This window comes from Mesorhizobium sp. M0715 (assembly GCF_040320355.1).
Taxonomy (GTDB): Bacteria; Pseudomonadota; Alphaproteobacteria; order Rhizobiales; family Rhizobiaceae; genus Mesorhizobium.
Map to the genome: position 1 here is coordinate 82987 of NZ_JAMYPL010000018.1, position 15696 is coordinate 98682.

Below are 15696 nucleotides of genomic sequence, written 5' to 3' on the forward strand. Positions count from 1 at the left end.
TTGCGTTCTGTGCGCTGGGCGGCTGGTGGATCTTTAGATGAGCACACGCGGCATCAACTTTCTGCACAAATGGATTGCTAACGACATCCCAGAGACAGCGCCTCCCGATGTGGTTTCAATCGGTGAACTCACCCACAAGCTCTTAGCCGACGCCAAAGCGGTCGGCATCAAGAGGATAGAGCTAGATGAGGATGTGGATAGCCTTTATCGCATTTTCGTCGAAGCCATTGCTCACTTCGACGCTGGAATTCCAGAGTAGGCCGCCAAGCTACGGTCTCATCAAGGAGCTGAGGTATCCGCTGGGCGTGGAATCAAATGGCGATGCCGTTCGAACAACGCAAGCTTGTCCGGATAGCCGAGCCGAATCTTGGCGTCGCAGGTCTCGCAGCTAAACGACGACATTACTTTGAACCATGATCCTCGCCTTACAATAGGATGGGAGCATTTGGGACAACCGAAAACAAGCATCGCATCCCCCAACTCGTCAGGTATGGGCATTGATATTCCCTTTTGGGGAGTCTCGATCCATCCGGTAAACTCCGGTCGGGATAAGCCCCGCGACCGTGGCCGAAGATTGGATTGTCATAGGTCCTCCCGTGCAGAAGTGGCAACGTTGCTATACCGCTCATCCCTTTAAGCCTAGCGTTCGCCTGCCATGCCAAACGACGAGCGAACCTCAATTGATGCAGGAAGGGACTCGTTGCGCCTGCGCACCAACATCAATCTCCCGAGACAGTTCCTTATCGGAAGCCACGCCCAGACCAATGCGTTTTGGCCGGGGACTTTGGTCCGGCCGTGAACTCCGAAACAACGCCCGCAACATTGCTAATCGGGCAGCAGCATCTCCTCTTCGTCGGCCGCAGCCTCGAACAGCAGCCTGAAGTCACCAGTCGGCATTTTGCCATCCATCGCAGACAGACATGCCTCCGCCGCCACCGCCACTTTGGGCCACGGTTGGACCACCTCAGGAGTTCCTCGGCGGCAGTGTCGATACGGCTGATCCCAAGGCGGAATCCCGGTCGGTCGGTTTTGACGTAGATAGGCGGGTTGAACCAACGAAGGGGCATCAGGGTTCGCGCACGTCGAACGCGACGAACAGCTGCCAAATGGAGGCTGTATTAACGATCATTTCGACTAGTTGGCAGTCGGTTTCACGAAGGTCACGGCCGCGCTCGCGCACCAATGCAATGGTCGCCTTCACGGAAATTGTTTCGCCCGGTTGAGAGCCCAACAGGGCCTCGCGAACCAGTTCCTTGGCCGTTAGCTGCGCAGGCCAAACAGGTGCTTGAATGTCCATCCCATCCTCCCAGAGAGACAGAACCTCAATGACCTATTCTGTGGTGCACTTTCCGAAAAAGGCAAGGGCCGGAAACGTACAAAGCAGGTCCTGAAGGGCGCGATTCCCTTAGATCTGCGCCTTGCCCTTGAAGGCATTTCCGGGCGCTCTTGACCGTGCCAGCACAGGCGCGGCGGTCAGCCATTTCGTTTCTCCTAGATTAGCGGTTTGCTCGGCCCGGTGAGAACCTGCGCCACTGTCTGATCGACGGTCGTGCCGGTTATCTGCCAAACATTTACAGACGGAGAATGCTCCCATTCGACATGCGTAATCCGAAAGATCGTGGGGGATTACGGTCGCAGAAGTGCGCCGCCAAACTGCGCCCACAAGCGTTCGCACTCTCTTGCCCTTAGACTCGGGGTGCCCGGTTCGCCGTAGAAGATCATGGCTCCGCGAACATCGTATCCAAGCACCGAAGCGTTGGCCACGAACTGAATGGCCATTCCCAAGGTGACGAGGCCGATTTTGGCCTCAGTTTTAGTGGTGAGGTCAACCACACCGAATACTTCCGCATTGGCGCCCCTGCCACCCAAAACGGCCGTCGAGATCGCACTATTCACGGCAAGAAGCATTTCGGTTAGTCGCCCGCTGAAACGGCTCTATAAACTCGCAAGAATGAAGTTTGTTCCGATCACCCGGCGTACCGCAGGTGGCGGGGTCTTCGGCAGCAACAATCAAACTGGATCAGGCGGCATCTCTCATTTCTGCGTCGTTGACGGGAAACTCCTGGAAACACAGGCCACTCCGTCGAGCCCGATTCCGCTCAGCATCGAGCAGTTCATTCTCTCCAGTCAAGCCGTTCATAAACAGTCTGAGTACGTGTGCAGCTATGCGCTCTCCGTCCTGCGAAGCGACACGTACACCGCGCTCTTTGCAGACGGTCTGACAAACGTGGGCAAGCACCATAATATCGCTCGGCTGCAAAAACCGACCTGGATATAACATACCATCCTCCGTGAACTACCGTGAGCTTTTGATTACGCAAGGTCACGGGCAGCCACAATTAACTATGATAGTCGTGTACTCGACTCTGCGGAAAACTGAGCGGCCCACCAAAAACTCATCCAGCATAGCGCCCCTACGGCACGGAAGTACGGGGCTACTTAGGCCACGCGAGGTGCCCCCTAGAAAATCGACAAGTTTCTTGGCGTGAGATCCATTCATGATCCGTGGGGCCGTTGCACGTTGTGCATTTCCTTAATAGAGACAGAGGCACATCAGATGGGAAAACCTTGAACTATGCAGAATGACGCTGAAGCACAGCAGGTCCAGTTATTGCAACTCACTGCCGACATAGTGGCGGCATATGTCCAGAAGAACGCGATTCCGGCGGCGGCTCTTCCCGACTTGATCGCTAGCGTCAATTCTGCCTTATCGGGATTGGGTCAGCCGGTGGAGGCGCCGTCGCGCGAGCTTGTTCCAGCAGTCAATCCAAAGAAGTCAGTGTTTCCTGATTACATCGTCAGCCTAGAGGACGGACGCAAGTTCAAGTCTATGAAGCGCCACCTCGGTTTGCTGGGAATGACACCCGACGAGTACAGAGCCAAGTGGGGCCTCGCGAAAGACTATCCTATGGTGGCGCCGAGCTACGCGGCTCAACGGTCCGTCCTTGCGAAATCCATTGGCCTCGGCCGCAAGGCGGTACCGAAAACGTCGCCGAAGAAAGCGCCAGCAAAGCGGAAGGCCAAAGCTTAGCTCAGGGTCACCCGCCGATGGTCACCATAGTGAGGAGATCGGGGGGCGCGACAGCGGGGTCTACATTCAAGGAAGATCCGCCGTGCCGCATAGTGGCACGGCGGGTCACCCAACGGACCGTCGTCAGCCGGGGCAATTTACTCGATGATCTGCACGATCTTGCGTGTATCAGGGTCCACGAGTACGGCGTGATCGCCGACAACTGTGTACCTGTACCTGACGTCAGGAACGTCGATTGTGTGAAGCTCGACCGTGTCGGGAAGCGCGGTGCCGACGTTCAATTCCACGCCGAGCAGGCTTACCGAAGCGAGCTTTTGCTTGTGAATGTATTCACGCACAACGGTCTGCTGTTCAGGCTTTAGGATAAGAACGTCCTCCGCAAAAGAAGTGCCGATTCCAGCGATGAGGACGAGGGCGCCAGCTGCGCCGATGAGATAATTCTTCATGTAAACTCCTTATACGATATCATTTAAGACGCTGTAGTGGCGGATCAGTTCGCAGGCGCTGGGGCCGCAGGCGCGGATGGAGCTTCGACCTTTGGCGCTTCGACCTTGACGTTGATGTCCTTGCCGCCGCCTCCACCATTGATGTTGATGACGCCGGTGAACATCAGCAAGACAACGATTGCGATCAGTCCGAGAACAACAGCGACCGCAGTGCCGCCGCCACCTCCCGAGTTAACAACAGTTGGGCCGTCAGCCATAATTTCCTCTCCTATTTTCAATCGCTTACGGAGGAGCAACGATCACCGCTGCTTAGCGTTCCACGGTAAGGCTTTGGTCTGGGGGCGGCCCGACTGAGGTCTTATGTGGCAACCCATGCGAGGCAGACGCGTTAGACGGCGCCCCCGACACTCGGTTGCCAAATTGTACGGAGCGTAATGCCAGTGACGCTAATCCAGAGTTCGAAGATCATCGAAGGTGCGGACCAGCCTGCAAATGACAACCACAATCAGGCTCCTGGCTCCTCTCAGTTTCTGGATATCATCTCTGCGACCGACAACGAGGAAGACATCGCCGACCTTGTCAGGCGAACTGAGCGAATGGCTATTCTGATCGTTGTAGCAATGGGGGGCTGCTTGATCTTAGTCCCCGCTATGTACCTTGCACTGACCCACGGGATATGAGCGAAGAATATCTCAAGGGCTGCGACTTGCTCTTCTAGACATTCGACCCTGACGGACGCATTCTCCCTCGCGGGAGAGGGGTATGGGCAAAGCAGTTCATCCCAAATTGATGGGACGGCGAAGGCCATTGTGGCGCTCGCTTCTTGCCGTTCGCCTTCCGTTGGTTCTAGCACTGCTTGGATTTACGTCCCTCGCCTATGTTGCGACCAACGATCAGCACCAACTCCCGGGTGTTCATACCGGAGGAGGTTCCTCAAGCAAGGAGGCCTTTCGCAAGTCGGGCTGCGACATCAAGGGGAACATCAATGAGCGCGGCGAGCATATCTATCACATGCCCGGCCAAGCATATTATCTGGCGACGCGTGTCAATGCAGCCCGAGGCGAGCGCTGGTTCTGTTCCCAATGGGAGGCTTGGTGGGCGGGGTGGCGAAAGGCCAAGGTTTGACCGGCGACCTCGCACAAAGCTCGTCTACCGTCGGTTGCTCATGAACACCGGATACCTATCTACATCCGTGCTAAAGTAGGGTAATCTCACAATCGCTTGCCGCAGCGTGACAACTTTTTGAAGATAACGAGGCTTCTATGAAAGTGTTGTTTGCCTTCATGTTTGCCCTCTGCTTTTCGGGCTCGGCGGCAGCTCAAATGACTTGCGCCACCCCATCAATGCAGGTTGTTGATTCGGGAACTCTTGCTCAGATCGTGGTGGGTAACGACAAGTCACTCATCAACAAGACTGTGGTGGACCTAATCAGAGAATACCCGAATGCGGATCGCGTTCTTCTTCAAAGGGACCTGATCTCCGCCGTTTGCGAACTGATCAAGAATTCGCCGAACACATCTTTCGCTGAAAGAGCCAAATTGCTGTTGGAGCTCACCAAGGAGATCCAATCAGCGTTCGCGCAGAGAGCCGACGTCATCCTACCAATCGGTGAGCGCCTAGTCGTGTTTACCGCGCTTCCTTCCGGACAGCTCAATTATCGTCTCGTAATGGTCTCGGCCACTTGGGCATTCGCAAGGTGCGAAGTCGACGGTGATGCGGTCAACTATGGGGAAGGCATGACTGCAAAGCGTTTTTTCCTCTATGACCGATCCGATCTAACAAGACTTCCTGACAATCTTGGCTCCGACCCCCCGGGAAACTTCTTACTCCAGATTCCCAAGCGCCTCCTTTTTGAACCTGGAGACATGGCAAGGTCCCATCTGGAATATTTTCGCCTCATAAAAAGCCAGCACTGTTATGTTGGCGATGTTGTCCTCCACCTAGGCGTCTGGGACACGAAAGATAACCGTTACATAATGGTGAAGAACATTCAGTCTGTGACTTCGCATGGGCGTTGCGCGATTGTCATATCGAATGAAACCTCGGACGATTTCCGAAGCATCTCAGAAAAATATGACAAATTTATCGAGAAACAACGCGGTGACAAACGAACGCGCCACTGGTTTTCTGCAGCACTTCACGACGCCAGCAGGAACATAAACGACGCCAAGGAAGAGTTGGGCAAGAAGGCCGCAAATAACCAGCTAACAGTCAATTACGAAGTCGATGCCAGTTACGAAGAATGCATGGGAACTACTCTGAAGGCTGCTTTAGCCGCAATTCATTAAGAGGTATCGCCCTCTCCTGCGTTTATTTGAGCTGGCCTCGTAGAGTTGGCTTCAGGAAGCAATGCGTCTTTCATGAATGAGGCGAACTGACCGAAGAAGAACCCTATTATAACGCCGCCGTAGTTCGTTAGGGATTGCGGAATCTCCTTGCCAAGTATGGCCAAGCTTATAATTGCTACTATCACAAGCAGCGCAATAGTTCCCGCTAGTATCCATCCGCTCAATATGATAGTTCTAAGAAGCCTCGCGGTCTGCGGCATAGTTTCATCCCAGCCTCAAAATTACAACCTATATCGCTAGGAGCATCCCCTTCAATCTATTGTTAGTCAACCGGCTGGCTACCAAGTGCTCTGCGCAAGAGTTGGCTAGTCTCAACGAGATCGAAGCGATGGGCCTCCGCACCACACTGCACCCTCGTTAGTTGTTAGATGCCGATCCGATACCCTCTTTATCAGCATTCGCCAATGCAAGGATTGCATACGCGAACAGACAATCGTTTCAGCAATCTTGGTTATGCTCGTCCCAGATCTATACATTTTCAAGAACTTTTCGTGGTCAATCCTCGCTTTGCCGCCTTTATCGTTGCCGACGGTTTTCGTCCTTTCAATACCTTCGTGCTACCGCTTTTTGAAGAACCGCCGCTCCATCTGCGCAGCCATGCCAAGGACGGTGAGCGCTACGTGACCCATCTCGCCTCTGGTCGAAACGTGCAGGTCGAGAAAGGTGACAAACACTGCTTTCTGCTCACACTCATAGATCAGGTCGAGGACGTCGCGCGTATCGCGGCCGAGCCGGTCCAGCGGAGTGACGACCAACTCATCACCGGCCGGAGAGTCGATGATGGTGGCAAGCTCACACGACCGTCGCGCTAGCTCCGCTAATCTTCTCCGACGAATGATGACGCAGCTTCTAGCTTGGAGACTTGCGTTTTGGCGTCCCGGTCGACGGTGCTGACGCGGCCTGAACCAATTCCTTTAGGTGTTCGATTGTGAGCATGGGTTCGCGACGGTGAATCATGGCATGACAGTTGGCGCATACCGGCCGCAGGTCCTTAGCCGGGTTTACCTGATACGCGCGGCCAATCTTTTTCAGCGGGGTAAGGTGGTGGACGTGGATGAACCCCGCACCATGGATGCCATACTTCTTCGAAAAATCCTCTCCACACGCCATGCAAGCCAGTCCGAATAGTTTTAGGCATTTCGCTCTCGCCTCCGCATTTCGCTCGTAGGCATTTACGAAGACCTTCGTTCGAGCACCCTCCCAGAACCCTTCTTCATCTCCAACTTCATCTGGGAAGAGTTGACCCGTCGATCCAAGTTCATCGGTCCAGTAGCGAATGACCGGACTACCCCATCCTCTAGGAGCGGGTTGGTTGTCCAGCTTTTCGAGCCGCCCTTTGCGGGCATACCTCGCCAATGTGTGACCGATACGGGAATATGAACTGAAGTGCGTTTTCGCACCAATCCCGCCAGCCCCGTATGCTTTTTCAATCGCCGTCCACTTAGTCGGGTGTCGTTCGCCCAGCTTTTTGATGAACTGCAGTGTGGAAAAAGGGCGTTGACGAAGATGTTTTAGAACGTCTTGAAACTCAGGTTCTGTTATGTCAGCTGCCATTCTTCCTCCTCTCGCTAGCCTAATTCCGCGTTCGACAGTGATCGCGGCTGCTAGCGCTGCACGTCATCTTTTTCTACGACGCCTTTGCAATGAGTGTCACCGAAACCGGATTGATCTGGGTCAATTTCCACCTCAATCAGACCCTCTCTCTCGGCCCCTTTTTTGCTGATTAACGTTCCCGCCGGAACCACGCATGCTGCCAAGTTGAGAAGGCGTGTGACGTCAGAAAGTAGGATTGGTCGATCCTTCAGCAAATCAGGCCACACAAGCTCGCTGGTTCGCCGTGCTTGTGTATAGGCCTTCTGATCCCTCCAGACGATCACGTTATCCAGCGCAGACCGGCCCCACAGCACTTCGCTGGCCGCAGCTTCACCAACGAGCAGAAACGGGACAATGGCAACAATCAAGAATTTGAACATGGCGCAAACCTTGCGGTATTAGTGCTAGCGGTGGGGCTCGAGTCCTAGCCGGAACGGTCTACCAACCAGTCGAACAAGCCATTCTTCACAGCTGCGTCTGCAAGGCGGTCCCCCTCAAACAGGTGCAAGTTTGGCTCCGCAGGCAGCGACAGCTTCCCATGCGCAGAATGGCATACAAAGAAAAAGCGGTCATACCCGCTGCGTCGAAACAGCTTGAGATATTGGTCCAATGTGCCTTGCCCCGCTTGCGATTTCACTTGCACAAACGCCGTCTCCCGTGTTGTGGGCTGCTCAATTACCATGTCGACGTCTGCAATATTTTGGCCCACCAACGTTGATCGCTGCCAACCAGAGCGCGTGAAAATTAGATCCGTTAGCGTCTCAAAGTGCGCCCAATCCAACCCTTTAATCATGTCCGAGGCAACGTCGAGCATCTCCTTTCGAATCCCCTTTGCGCGAGCAACGATGGGCTCCTCAATGCCATTGATGCGACGTAGCAGATATTTCTCTGCTTCAACTTTGCAGATCGTGGCGCGAAAGTTGCCAACTTTTGTAAGCTTGGAACTGAGTTCTGCTACTCGAAGCGGGCGTCCATTGACGTCTGTTCTATTCCAGCTGCCAATAGTTTTCCTAATGCGAGAAGGGCCTTTGTCCGAGCCGTCTCCAAGCCACACTACCTCTGGTTCTGAAAAGGACCAGTACATATGACCGTCGGCAAACGTTATCCATAGGCAATCTGAACCCAGCTCATAGAACGCCCTTACTTCGTTCACACCGGCAGTCTGAGCCCCGGCCGATTTGCGGGCTGATAACATGTGCCAAACGCTGTCCCAGTCCTTGGCTTCGCAAGTCTCGTGGGGAATTGAATGGTATCCAAATGAAACATTGCCTTGGCTAAGTGATGTAGGAGCCCACCGCCCACTCTCTCCTAGTTTTATATATCTCACGTGCATGGGATCGATCTGCATCGGCAGCAGCACTCCATCAGCCAGTTGCTTCCTAACTACATGATAGTGTACGGGCGAACATGTCCATGCATCTTGCCCGATTCTCGTCGCTCATCCGCGCCACCCCCGAGGCTTTCTTACTCTCTGACGTAACGCTGGATGGCCAGCTTGCGCTGGAGAGGACCGGCGATGTTGTGGTTAGCTACGCGCCTTTCGACCACATCCAGCATGGTGCCCGGGTTGTGATCGTCGGTATAACTCCGGGCGCGCAACAGGCCAAAAATGCTTTGGTGGAGCTTCGTCGAAGGCTAGTTGCTGGCGACAGCGACGAGGCGGCCCTTGCAGCTGCGAAGGTGTTCGCGTCGTTCTCGGGGCCGATGCGTACCAATCTTGTTGCAATGCTTGATCAGATCGGCTTGGCAACGTGGCTGGGTATCGAGTCAACGGCAGGGTTGTGGTCGTCGCACCAGCAGATGGTCCATTTCACTTCGGCACTCCGTTACCCCGTGTTCGTTGGTGGCGTGAACTACAACGGGCAGCCCGCGATGACTTCTCATCCGTCGCTTCGCCGAATGCTTGATGAATGCCTCAGCGAGGAAGCAGCTGCGCTACCAGGAGCTGTGTGGATCCCGCTTGGTCCGAAGGCGGCAACCGGAATCCAATACCTAGTGAGGTCCGGTGTTATCCCTCAGTCTAGAGTTCTCGATGGACTGCCCCATCCGAGCGGCGCGAACGCGGAGCGCATCGCCTATTTCCTGGGGCGGAAACCGCGCGCGGCATTGTCGGCGAAGACAGATCCAATCAGCCTTGACGCCGCTAACGCGCGTCTAAGGATGCTGGTCTCGCAACTGGCATAGCAGTCACTGAACGACGACTGGCCCTGATCTCACGGCGCCAGATGGATCGCGTAACCGCAATGTCGATCCACGCAAGCACGTACAGAGTTTGTTGATTGATATGCGCGCGAGTACGCCACCTGATGAGTTTTTGACCTGCCCGCCTACAAGTTGGCGAGGATTCTGTAGACCTGCATACGCGAACAACCAAGCGCCGCCGCGATGGTCGTGGGGCTTTCGCCAATCTTGTAGCGTTCCCGGATTGCTTCGTGGTCAAGCCGCCGTTTACCGCCCCTGTAGATACCTGTGCCCTTGGCCTTTTCAATTCCTTCACGTTGCCTATCCTTGATAAATCGACGCTCCATCTGTGCGACCATGCCAAGGACGGTCAGGACGATATGGCCCATCTCGCCACGGGTGGAGACGTGTGGGTCCAAAACGGTAACGTAGGCCCCTTGTTGCTCGCATTCATGGATCAAATTCAGAACGTCGCGCGTGTCGCGACCAAGCCTGTCCAGGCGCGTGACGACCAACTCATCTCCCGGCCGCAGAAAATCGATGATGATCGCAAGTTCAGCCCGGCCTTCGCGGGTGCCCCCAGACACCTTCTCTGATCGGATGATGCTGCAGCCTTCGGCCTTCAGCTTGGCCACTTGAGTTTCAAGATCTTGGTCGATGGTGCTGACGCGGGCATAGCCTATACGGCTCATTTGACGTCACCTCAGGGTTTAAGCCCGAGGCTACCCTGTCACAAATAGCCAGTGTCAACTCAGATGTTACATGGCCATTGTAATGGCGTGTGACGTCACCTCAGGGCATACCCTGCTTTTACAAGACCGCTTGTGACCACTTATAGCCAAGCCATACAGCGTCGGTCATGCAGGAAAGGGACAAGAACAACATACCAACTCGCCATGTCGGCCCGCTCGGGACCTGCTCGGAAAATGACCCGCAAGAAGAACGCCCCGCTCGTTGCGAAGCCATATCATCGATGAAAAAAGGAACGAAAGCGATATGTTACGCAGCAATACTCGCCGCACAAATATGATTTGGAAGCCCACAACAGTAGTAGAGCTAGGTCTCCTATAGAGCGAGATTGCAACGGAGGTTGGTCAGGGAATTATTTTCAGACGCAAAATCCACAATACCTCTTGACAAAAAGTATTTTATGGATCGAATCAAGCAAGGTAAGGGGTGTTACAAATGCGTTTGTCCTGGCGTCTGCATCGACGCTCGTTGTTGCGCGCGTTCTGGCTGACGCTTGCGGTGGCAAGCCAATCCTCTTGCACTCCGTCGCTTGAGCAGGGCCCTCACAGGCTCTTTACGTCAGCAGAAGAAGACGCCAACCTCCGAACTCAGCTGGGTTTACCCGACTTCAACAAATATCTTCGCCTCTCCCCTGAAGAGCGGGTCGGATATCGTAACAACTATATCACAGCAAGAAAGTACGCGATTGACATTGCCTACTCAAACTATGAGGCGTCACTGACGCGGGAGCAGCAGTCTGTCGGCGTCCTAGCAGCAGATGCAAACATAGTGCTCAATTCGGCGGCATCATTGTTCGCACCGGTAGGCACCAAGAATATCCTGTCTGCGGCAGCTGCGGGTGTTACCGGAGTAAAAGCAAATTATGCAGATGAAGTACTGCGAAAAAGCTCGATTGAGCTGCTTCAGACTCAGATGCGCACTAACAGAAATGTTGTTTGGTCGAATATCATGCGTCACTTGGGGGATAGTGACGCCGTTTACCCGATCGCCTTGGCTCTGTCGGATATTGAAGAATACTACCGAGCCGGAACAATTCCAGGCGCAATACTGAAAGCGCAAGCGACAATCAGTGCGGCAGAGCAGACCGCCCAGGATAACAAGCAGGAGGCGATCGTCTTCGCTTTGTCCAACTCCGCTGCGCAGGTATTGCTTAGAAACGAATTGACTAGGGGTGGAAAATATAATGTTAAGCTTGATCAAGATTTAAAACTCGCGCTGAGGAAACATCCAGAGGTTACGGTTCCGCTTGCTGTTATAGTCGGCGACCCCCGTTACAGCGGTCTAGCCGTAGAGTTGGCTCATGAAGTCGGATTGACACCGTAAAGGAGTTTATTATGTCGCCTCCAGTCGTTGTTACAAATCTCAGTGAGTCTGACGCCCAGCAGATGAAAATAATTTTTGAAGGGGGCGGGGCTTCTGTTTCGATTGTTCCCGGAGCATCGGGTAGGCTTACGTTGGTTGCAACCTACCCAGATCAGCAGCCACAGCCTTCCGCGCCAACGCAGCCAGCCACCACCATTGCAACACCTCAGCCTTCCGCTTCAACACCGCCCCTGCCGACCACGGGGGGAGATTTTATAGGGAGAGTTTTGCAGGTTTGCACGGGCGAGTGGGAATTCTTCGGCCGCCAGCAGTATGATCTTGCCGGTAACGCAGTAGTGGTAGGACACAAAGAGTTAGAACCGAATTACGCGCAGCGCATCGGGAGATACTTTGACGAAGGAACGGGTACGACCGGGGTCGATGGCACCAACACCGATATGGCTTGGTCAGCAGCATTTATCTCTTGGGTGATGAGGAAATCTGAAGCAGGAAGCCGTTTCAGATATTCTACTCTGCACTCAGTTTATATCTATCAGGCGATTCGAGATAGGCTGAGCGGGTCTGACGCGGGCTTCTGGGCTTACAGACTCAATGAGTATAGGCCGATGGTCGGAGATCTTCTATGCTGGGCTCGGCAGCCGGGGATCGACTATGACAGTCAAGCTGCAGGCAACTATCATGGTCATTGTGACATCGTAGTCGCGGTTGAACCCGACAAAGTATGGGTGATTGGAGGGAACATAGGCAACTCCGTCACGAAGAGACCCATCTCTCTGGGGCCGAATGGCTTCATGTCTCCGATATCTATCGGCGGCGAGACTCTCTTCTCTACGATGCAATGCAGGATTGGAGTTGCTGTCACTCAGACTGCCTTGTCAACCGCCGCCCAGGTTGCGGATAGTCCAGGCACTTCGACTAGTCCTGGGGGCGATGCAGATGGCTCAGCATACATCGCCTTTGAGCGGATAGCGTGGGGTAAAGTCGTCACACCCGAGTTCAAGCAAGCTGTCATTGCACTCTCAAAACGCATAGGATGCGATCCTAGTCACTTAATGGCGGCAATGGCGTTCGAGTCGGCAGAGACGTTCTCTCCCAGCGAAAAGAATCCTAAAAGTGGAGCGACTGGCTTGATCCAGTTCATGAAATCCACCGCAGAAGGACTTGGTACATCGCTCCAACAGCTGGCCGCAATGTCTCAGATAGAACAACTATTCTATGTGGAAAAATATCTCTCCCCGTATTCGGGTCGATTTGGCAGCCTGTCGGACATGTATATGGCGATCCTCTACCCAGCGGCGATAGGGAAGCCGGAAGCGAATGTCTTGTTTTCCTCAGGCTCAAAGGCCTACTCGCAGAATGTCGGCTTGGACGTAAACGGTGATGGCTACATAACCAAAGGCGAAGCAGCCTCCAAGGTGCAAGGAAAGCTCGATAAGGGCTTAACATCAGGACTTGTCGGCTGAGCAGTGCAACAAGGGGTTAGCAAGTGCCGACATTTGAACCAGATACCAATATCGAAGTCGAAAATCTGCCGAGTCAGAGCTATATTCCGAGTCAGATGCGGCAACAGATGATATTGCTGATAGTTTTACTAGCTTTTTACTGCGCTCCCATTCTGTGGGTGACGTTCCTGGCGTTGGCGGACATTTTATGGTACAAGGCGGACGGCAAGATTGGATCTGCTCTTGTGAAGACAATGCAGACAATATCGGCTGATCCAGCGCGTTATACGGGCTCCATAAAAAACCTAATTTTGCCTGTTGCGACTGCAATTACTGCGGTGAATTACCGATCGATAGATATATCGAAGTGGGGGTCGGCGTTATTTGTAATCCCACTTTTGGGAGTCCTCGCATGTGTATCCAACGCGTTGATGTTCGATCTGAGGGTTGACCAGCTTGCGGCCGCGGCAAATGGAGCGGGAACGCCATCTATCTCAAGTTTTTTTGTTGAGACAGCGACAAGTCTCTCGTCGTATGTAATGATGTTGGTCGGATTAAAGTCCATCTCAAAGGATAGCGCCAACTGATTCGCGCCAGAGAGCCCCGATGAACAAGATTGTCGCCGTTTATGCCACCTGTTGCCTGTTTTCCGCAGGTGGTCCATTGTGGGCAGCTGACCCTGACGCTAACGCGGCAGACACGCAAATTGTCGTGAATTATTCCGCTTCTCCGGCAGCCGACGCCACGGAGGTTGGAGTTTCCCGTGGCTTTCAAAGCAAAGTAATCTCTAAGGAGGTTGGTGAGGATATAAGGTCTGCGTCGGTAGAACCTGGAGCGTTGAATGGCCAGCCTTACGCCGTATATGTTCGCTGGGCTGATAAGACGGAAAGCTCCTTCCCTGTATTCCTGATATCGGCTTTTGCCAAACAGGAAATCGAGGTGGACTTCTTACGTGTTGCAGTGTCGAAAGACAATGTAGTAGCTATTCTGCAGGCAAATTGCAACGCGACGAACCCTTCAACTCAGCAGCAGGCATTTAAGATCATGGCAGCTTGCGGTGCCGTATCGCGTTGGCTCAGAGCAAATGACGGAAGTTGGTCCGATTCGGATCTCCAGGCACTAAATAGTTGGTTCATCGCCAATAGATGGCTCTATTATCGCAAGGATGGCGCGATTCAGCTCAGCCCGTACGGCTTGGAGCCAGATTTGGTTGATGCTTTGAATGAGTTAATGGCTCAGGTGAAGGGCGGAAAGCGGGCGAGCATCTTCAAGCCTTTAGATACGGTGAAGATAGGCGAGACGTTGAAGGACCATTCAGAAGAGCCCGTAAGAATGGCATCGTTTGTTCCAAAGTTGATCAGGGAGAAACGACTCGATGAGGCTCTTGCGATTAACCAGTATGCTCTTGATGCGTACAACGGGTTATCCGGTGGGAATAATGCAAAGGTAATTGTCCGCATCACAGGAGACGTACTTAATAATAATGCTAAGTATATCAATGCACTTATTGCAAACAATGGAAGCGGCGGCGATATCTAGAGAACTCGGCAGGAGCCACTCCGGCTTCGGACGCCTTGGTCGACGCTCAACGGTCCGAACTGCGCTGGGCATTTCCCTAGGCAGGGTGGCGGAGACCATCCCCCTGCGATTGTCAGATTTCGCGAGTCCGCACATCTGGGTATACCCTTATGTTACTACGCTGCTCGGCAGACTATCACCTTGTAGGTTGTAGGTAGGACCGAAAGGGGCCATACACGTTTGGATCAAAGTAAGGCTTGCCAGCAGGTCCCCAAACCGACACGGTTTCGACCAGCTCTCGTCTCCAAACAGTGGGATAGTAATCTCCTTTCTTGACCACTCCATGCATCGTCAGTTTCCGAAGCTCGTACCCAATTCCTGTAAGGCGATCCGGTCCTAGGAACTCCTTTGAGAAAGTGTCCCGGTGTGCGCCCGTGTCGGTGCAATATGGCGGTCTCGCGTCAAGGCCTTCGCAGATCTCGTCTGCGCGAGGACCATCGTCGCCTAGAGAATTGTTCTCAGTTGCTGACCCGAAGAATTTAGCCAGAGTGTCTGGCACGCCTTCGATTTTAGAGCAATCCGTCGTAGCTTCATACGAAAGGTGATAGTCGGAGCTATTACGCCATTCAAGCCAATCAGGATTGAGGTCTGGAGGTCGCTGAGACGAAATATAGTCATCCCGAGTCTCAGTGCATTGATTTTCAACCGACATCCATGCCAATTTATTGTTGGAATCAAACCCATATCGAGTCGTTCCGGACAACCCAAACAGCGTTCCATGGGCTAGAACGACGGTTAGACCGTCACTGGTAGTTTCGAAAGGGCTCCTGGCGCCAATAATTTTCTTCGCTTCTTGGAGGTCCATTCCTAGCCAAAGATATGGCGGGTCAAGAATAGTTACACTTGGCTTTCCATCTGGGCAATATTGTACGTAAATGCCAGTATTGTTATTTCCTTGACTTATTATATTGCAAAACCCCGAGTTATTTATAGTCTGAGAGGCCGCAATCTCTGCGAAAAAAATTAAACATAGAGAAAGCCAAACAGATTTCCCCCTAAAAAGA

General features: G+C 53.4%; 20 protein-coding genes. 10 read left to right on the plus strand and 10 right to left on the minus strand.

What is annotated here, in order from left to right:
- Window positions 1–37: 37 nt before the first annotated feature.
- Window positions 38–259 (plus strand): DUF768 domain-containing protein, encoded by a 222-nt coding sequence (locus NKI21_RS20960; protein ID WP_352867056.1) that lies wholly within the window; start codon window positions 38–40, stop codon window positions 257–259.
- Window positions 260–825: 566 nt separating this feature from the next.
- On the opposite strand, the gene NKI21_RS20965 is transcribed toward NKI21_RS20960, so the two are convergent.
- Together NKI21_RS20965 and NKI21_RS20970 are read right to left on the minus strand one after the other, a co-directional pair.
- The gene (locus tag NKI21_RS20965) at window positions 826–963 is read right to left on the minus strand and encodes a hypothetical protein (RefSeq protein WP_352867058.1); all 138 of its coding nucleotides are present in this window, start codon (window positions 961–963) and stop codon (window positions 826–828) included.
- A 103-nt stretch (window positions 964–1066) separates the two neighbouring features.
- Window positions 1067–1297: a hypothetical protein gene (locus tag NKI21_RS20970; RefSeq protein ID WP_352867061.1), complete on the minus strand. Its 231-nt coding sequence runs from the start codon at window positions 1295–1297 to the stop codon at window positions 1067–1069.
- Between the two features lie 474 nt (window positions 1298–1771).
- On the opposite strand from NKI21_RS20970, the gene NKI21_RS20975 reads away from it, so the two are divergent.
- On the plus strand, window positions 1772–2278 hold the full coding sequence (locus tag NKI21_RS20975) for a hypothetical protein (protein WP_352867063.1): 507 nt from the start codon (window positions 1772–1774) through the stop codon (window positions 2276–2278).
- Between the two features lie 297 nt (window positions 2279–2575).
- A complete protein-coding gene (locus tag NKI21_RS20980) occupies window positions 2576–3031 on the plus strand; it encodes a Ros/MucR family transcriptional regulator (RefSeq protein WP_352867066.1) in 456 nt (151 codons plus the stop codon).
- Window positions 3032–3168: 137 nt separating this feature from the next.
- On the opposite strand, the gene NKI21_RS20985 is transcribed toward NKI21_RS20980, so the two are convergent.
- Entirely contained in the window at window positions 3169–3477 is a 309-nt protein-coding gene (locus tag NKI21_RS20985; protein WP_352867070.1) for a DUF1236 domain-containing protein, read from the minus strand.
- 44 nt (window positions 3478–3521) lie between these two features.
- Window positions 3522–3734, minus strand: a complete 213-nt coding sequence (locus NKI21_RS20990; RefSeq protein ID WP_352867073.1) for a hypothetical protein — start codon at window positions 3732–3734, stop codon at window positions 3522–3524.
- A 505-nt stretch (window positions 3735–4239) separates the two neighbouring features.
- Between NKI21_RS20990 and NKI21_RS20995 the strand changes: the two genes are divergently transcribed.
- Window positions 4240–4602: a sunset domain-containing protein gene (locus tag NKI21_RS20995; protein WP_352867076.1), complete on the plus strand. Its 363-nt coding sequence runs from the start codon at window positions 4240–4242 to the stop codon at window positions 4600–4602.
- A 137-nt stretch (window positions 4603–4739) separates the two neighbouring features.
- The gene (locus NKI21_RS21000; RefSeq protein ID WP_352867079.1) at window positions 4740–5765 is read left to right on the plus strand and encodes a hypothetical protein; all 1026 of its coding nucleotides are present in this window, start codon (window positions 4740–4742) and stop codon (window positions 5763–5765) included.
- Here the strand turns inward: NKI21_RS21000 and NKI21_RS21005 are convergent.
- The 5 genes from NKI21_RS21005 to NKI21_RS21025 form a co-directional block, all read right to left on the minus strand.
- A complete protein-coding gene (locus tag NKI21_RS21005) occupies window positions 5762–6025 on the minus strand; it encodes a hypothetical protein (RefSeq protein ID WP_352867080.1) in 264 nt (87 codons plus the stop codon). The two genes, NKI21_RS21000 and NKI21_RS21005, sit on opposite strands and share 4 nt — an antisense overlap.
- A 357-nt stretch (window positions 6026–6382) precedes the next feature.
- Window positions 6383–6580 carry a recombinase family protein gene (locus tag NKI21_RS21010; RefSeq protein WP_352867082.1) on the minus strand — a complete coding sequence of 66 codons (198 nt, stop codon included), beginning with the start codon at window positions 6578–6580 and terminating at the stop codon, window positions 6383–6385.
- 94 nt (window positions 6581–6674) lie between these two features.
- The gene (locus NKI21_RS21015) at window positions 6675–7379 is read right to left on the minus strand and encodes an HNH endonuclease (RefSeq protein ID WP_352867085.1); all 705 of its coding nucleotides are present in this window, start codon (window positions 7377–7379) and stop codon (window positions 6675–6677) included.
- A 50-nt stretch (window positions 7380–7429) separates the two neighbouring features.
- Window positions 7430–7798, minus strand: a complete 369-nt coding sequence (locus NKI21_RS21020) for a hypothetical protein (RefSeq protein ID WP_352867086.1) — start codon at window positions 7796–7798, stop codon at window positions 7430–7432.
- Between the two features lie 44 nt (window positions 7799–7842).
- Window positions 7843–8766 (minus strand): restriction endonuclease, encoded by a 924-nt coding sequence (locus NKI21_RS21025; protein ID WP_352867088.1) that lies wholly within the window; start codon window positions 8764–8766, stop codon window positions 7843–7845.
- A gap of 59 nt (window positions 8767–8825) precedes the next feature.
- Between NKI21_RS21025 and NKI21_RS21030 the strand changes: the two genes are divergently transcribed.
- Complete coding sequence (locus NKI21_RS21030) at window positions 8826–9602, plus strand: hypothetical protein (RefSeq protein WP_352867089.1); 777 nt, start codon at window positions 8826–8828, stop codon at window positions 9600–9602.
- A gap of 143 nt (window positions 9603–9745) precedes the next feature.
- Here NKI21_RS21030 and NKI21_RS21035 read toward each other — a convergent pair whose 3' ends face one another.
- A complete protein-coding gene (locus NKI21_RS21035; protein WP_352867092.1) occupies window positions 9746–10291 on the minus strand; it encodes a recombinase family protein in 546 nt (181 codons plus the stop codon).
- 493 nt (window positions 10292–10784) lie between these two features.
- On the opposite strand from NKI21_RS21035, the gene NKI21_RS21040 reads away from it, so the two are divergent.
- The 4 genes from NKI21_RS21040 to NKI21_RS21055 are packed head-to-tail and all read left to right on the plus strand — an operon-like array spanning window position 10785 to window position 14653.
- Window positions 10785–11672 carry a hypothetical protein gene (locus tag NKI21_RS21040; protein WP_352867095.1) on the plus strand — a complete coding sequence of 296 codons (888 nt, stop codon included), beginning with the start codon at window positions 10785–10787 and terminating at the stop codon, window positions 11670–11672.
- Window positions 11673–11683: 11 nt separating this feature from the next.
- Window positions 11684–13135 (plus strand): DUF2272 domain-containing protein, encoded by a 1452-nt coding sequence (locus NKI21_RS21045; RefSeq protein WP_352867098.1) that lies wholly within the window; start codon window positions 11684–11686, stop codon window positions 13133–13135.
- A gap of 23 nt (window positions 13136–13158) precedes the next feature.
- Complete coding sequence (locus NKI21_RS21050; protein WP_352867100.1) at window positions 13159–13701, plus strand: hypothetical protein; 543 nt, start codon at window positions 13159–13161, stop codon at window positions 13699–13701.
- 19 nt (window positions 13702–13720) lie between these two features.
- Entirely contained in the window at window positions 13721–14653 is a 933-nt protein-coding gene (locus tag NKI21_RS21055; protein ID WP_352867102.1) for a hypothetical protein, read from the plus strand.
- The last annotated feature ends 1043 nt before the right edge of the window (window positions 14654–15696 follow it).

Excerpts from the sequence above, each read along its gene's own strand:
- NKI21_RS20960 (WP_352867056.1), top strand. The coding sequence starts at position 38 with ATGAGCACACGCGGCATCAACTTTCTGCACAAATGGATTGCTAACGAC.
- NKI21_RS20970 (WP_352867061.1), bottom strand. The coding sequence starts at position 1,297 with ATGGACATTCAAGCACCTGTTTGGCCTGCGCAGCTAACGGCCAAGGAA.
- NKI21_RS20975 (WP_352867063.1), top strand. The coding sequence starts at position 1,772 with ATGGCCATTCCCAAGGTGACGAGGCCGATTTTGGCCTCAGTTTTAGTG.
- NKI21_RS20980 (WP_352867066.1), top strand. The coding sequence starts at position 2,576 with ATGCAGAATGACGCTGAAGCACAGCAGGTCCAGTTATTGCAACTCACT.
- NKI21_RS20985 (WP_352867070.1), bottom strand. The coding sequence starts at position 3,477 with ATGAAGAATTATCTCATCGGCGCAGCTGGCGCCCTCGTCCTCATCGCT.
- NKI21_RS20990 (WP_352867073.1), bottom strand. The coding sequence starts at position 3,734 with ATGGCTGACGGCCCAACTGTTGTTAACTCGGGAGGTGGCGGCGGCACT.
- NKI21_RS20995 (WP_352867076.1), top strand. The coding sequence starts at position 4,240 with ATGGGCAAAGCAGTTCATCCCAAATTGATGGGACGGCGAAGGCCATTG.
- NKI21_RS21000 (WP_352867079.1), top strand. The coding sequence starts at position 4,740 with ATGAAAGTGTTGTTTGCCTTCATGTTTGCCCTCTGCTTTTCGGGCTCG.
- NKI21_RS21005 (WP_352867080.1), bottom strand. The coding sequence starts at position 6,025 with ATGCCGCAGACCGCGAGGCTTCTTAGAACTATCATATTGAGCGGATGG.
- NKI21_RS21015 (WP_352867085.1), bottom strand. The coding sequence starts at position 7,379 with ATGGCAGCTGACATAACAGAACCTGAGTTTCAAGACGTTCTAAAACAT.
- NKI21_RS21020 (WP_352867086.1), bottom strand. The coding sequence starts at position 7,798 with ATGTTCAAATTCTTGATTGTTGCCATTGTCCCGTTTCTGCTCGTTGGT.
- NKI21_RS21025 (WP_352867088.1), bottom strand. The coding sequence starts at position 8,766 with ATGCAGATCGATCCCATGCACGTGAGATATATAAAACTAGGAGAGAGT.
- NKI21_RS21030 (WP_352867089.1), top strand. The coding sequence starts at position 8,826 with ATGTCCATGCATCTTGCCCGATTCTCGTCGCTCATCCGCGCCACCCCC.
- NKI21_RS21035 (WP_352867092.1), bottom strand. The coding sequence starts at position 10,291 with ATGAGCCGTATAGGCTATGCCCGCGTCAGCACCATCGACCAAGATCTT.
- NKI21_RS21040 (WP_352867095.1), top strand. The coding sequence starts at position 10,785 with ATGCGTTTGTCCTGGCGTCTGCATCGACGCTCGTTGTTGCGCGCGTTC.
- NKI21_RS21045 (WP_352867098.1), top strand. The coding sequence starts at position 11,684 with ATGTCGCCTCCAGTCGTTGTTACAAATCTCAGTGAGTCTGACGCCCAG.
- NKI21_RS21055 (WP_352867102.1), top strand. The coding sequence starts at position 13,721 with ATGAACAAGATTGTCGCCGTTTATGCCACCTGTTGCCTGTTTTCCGCA.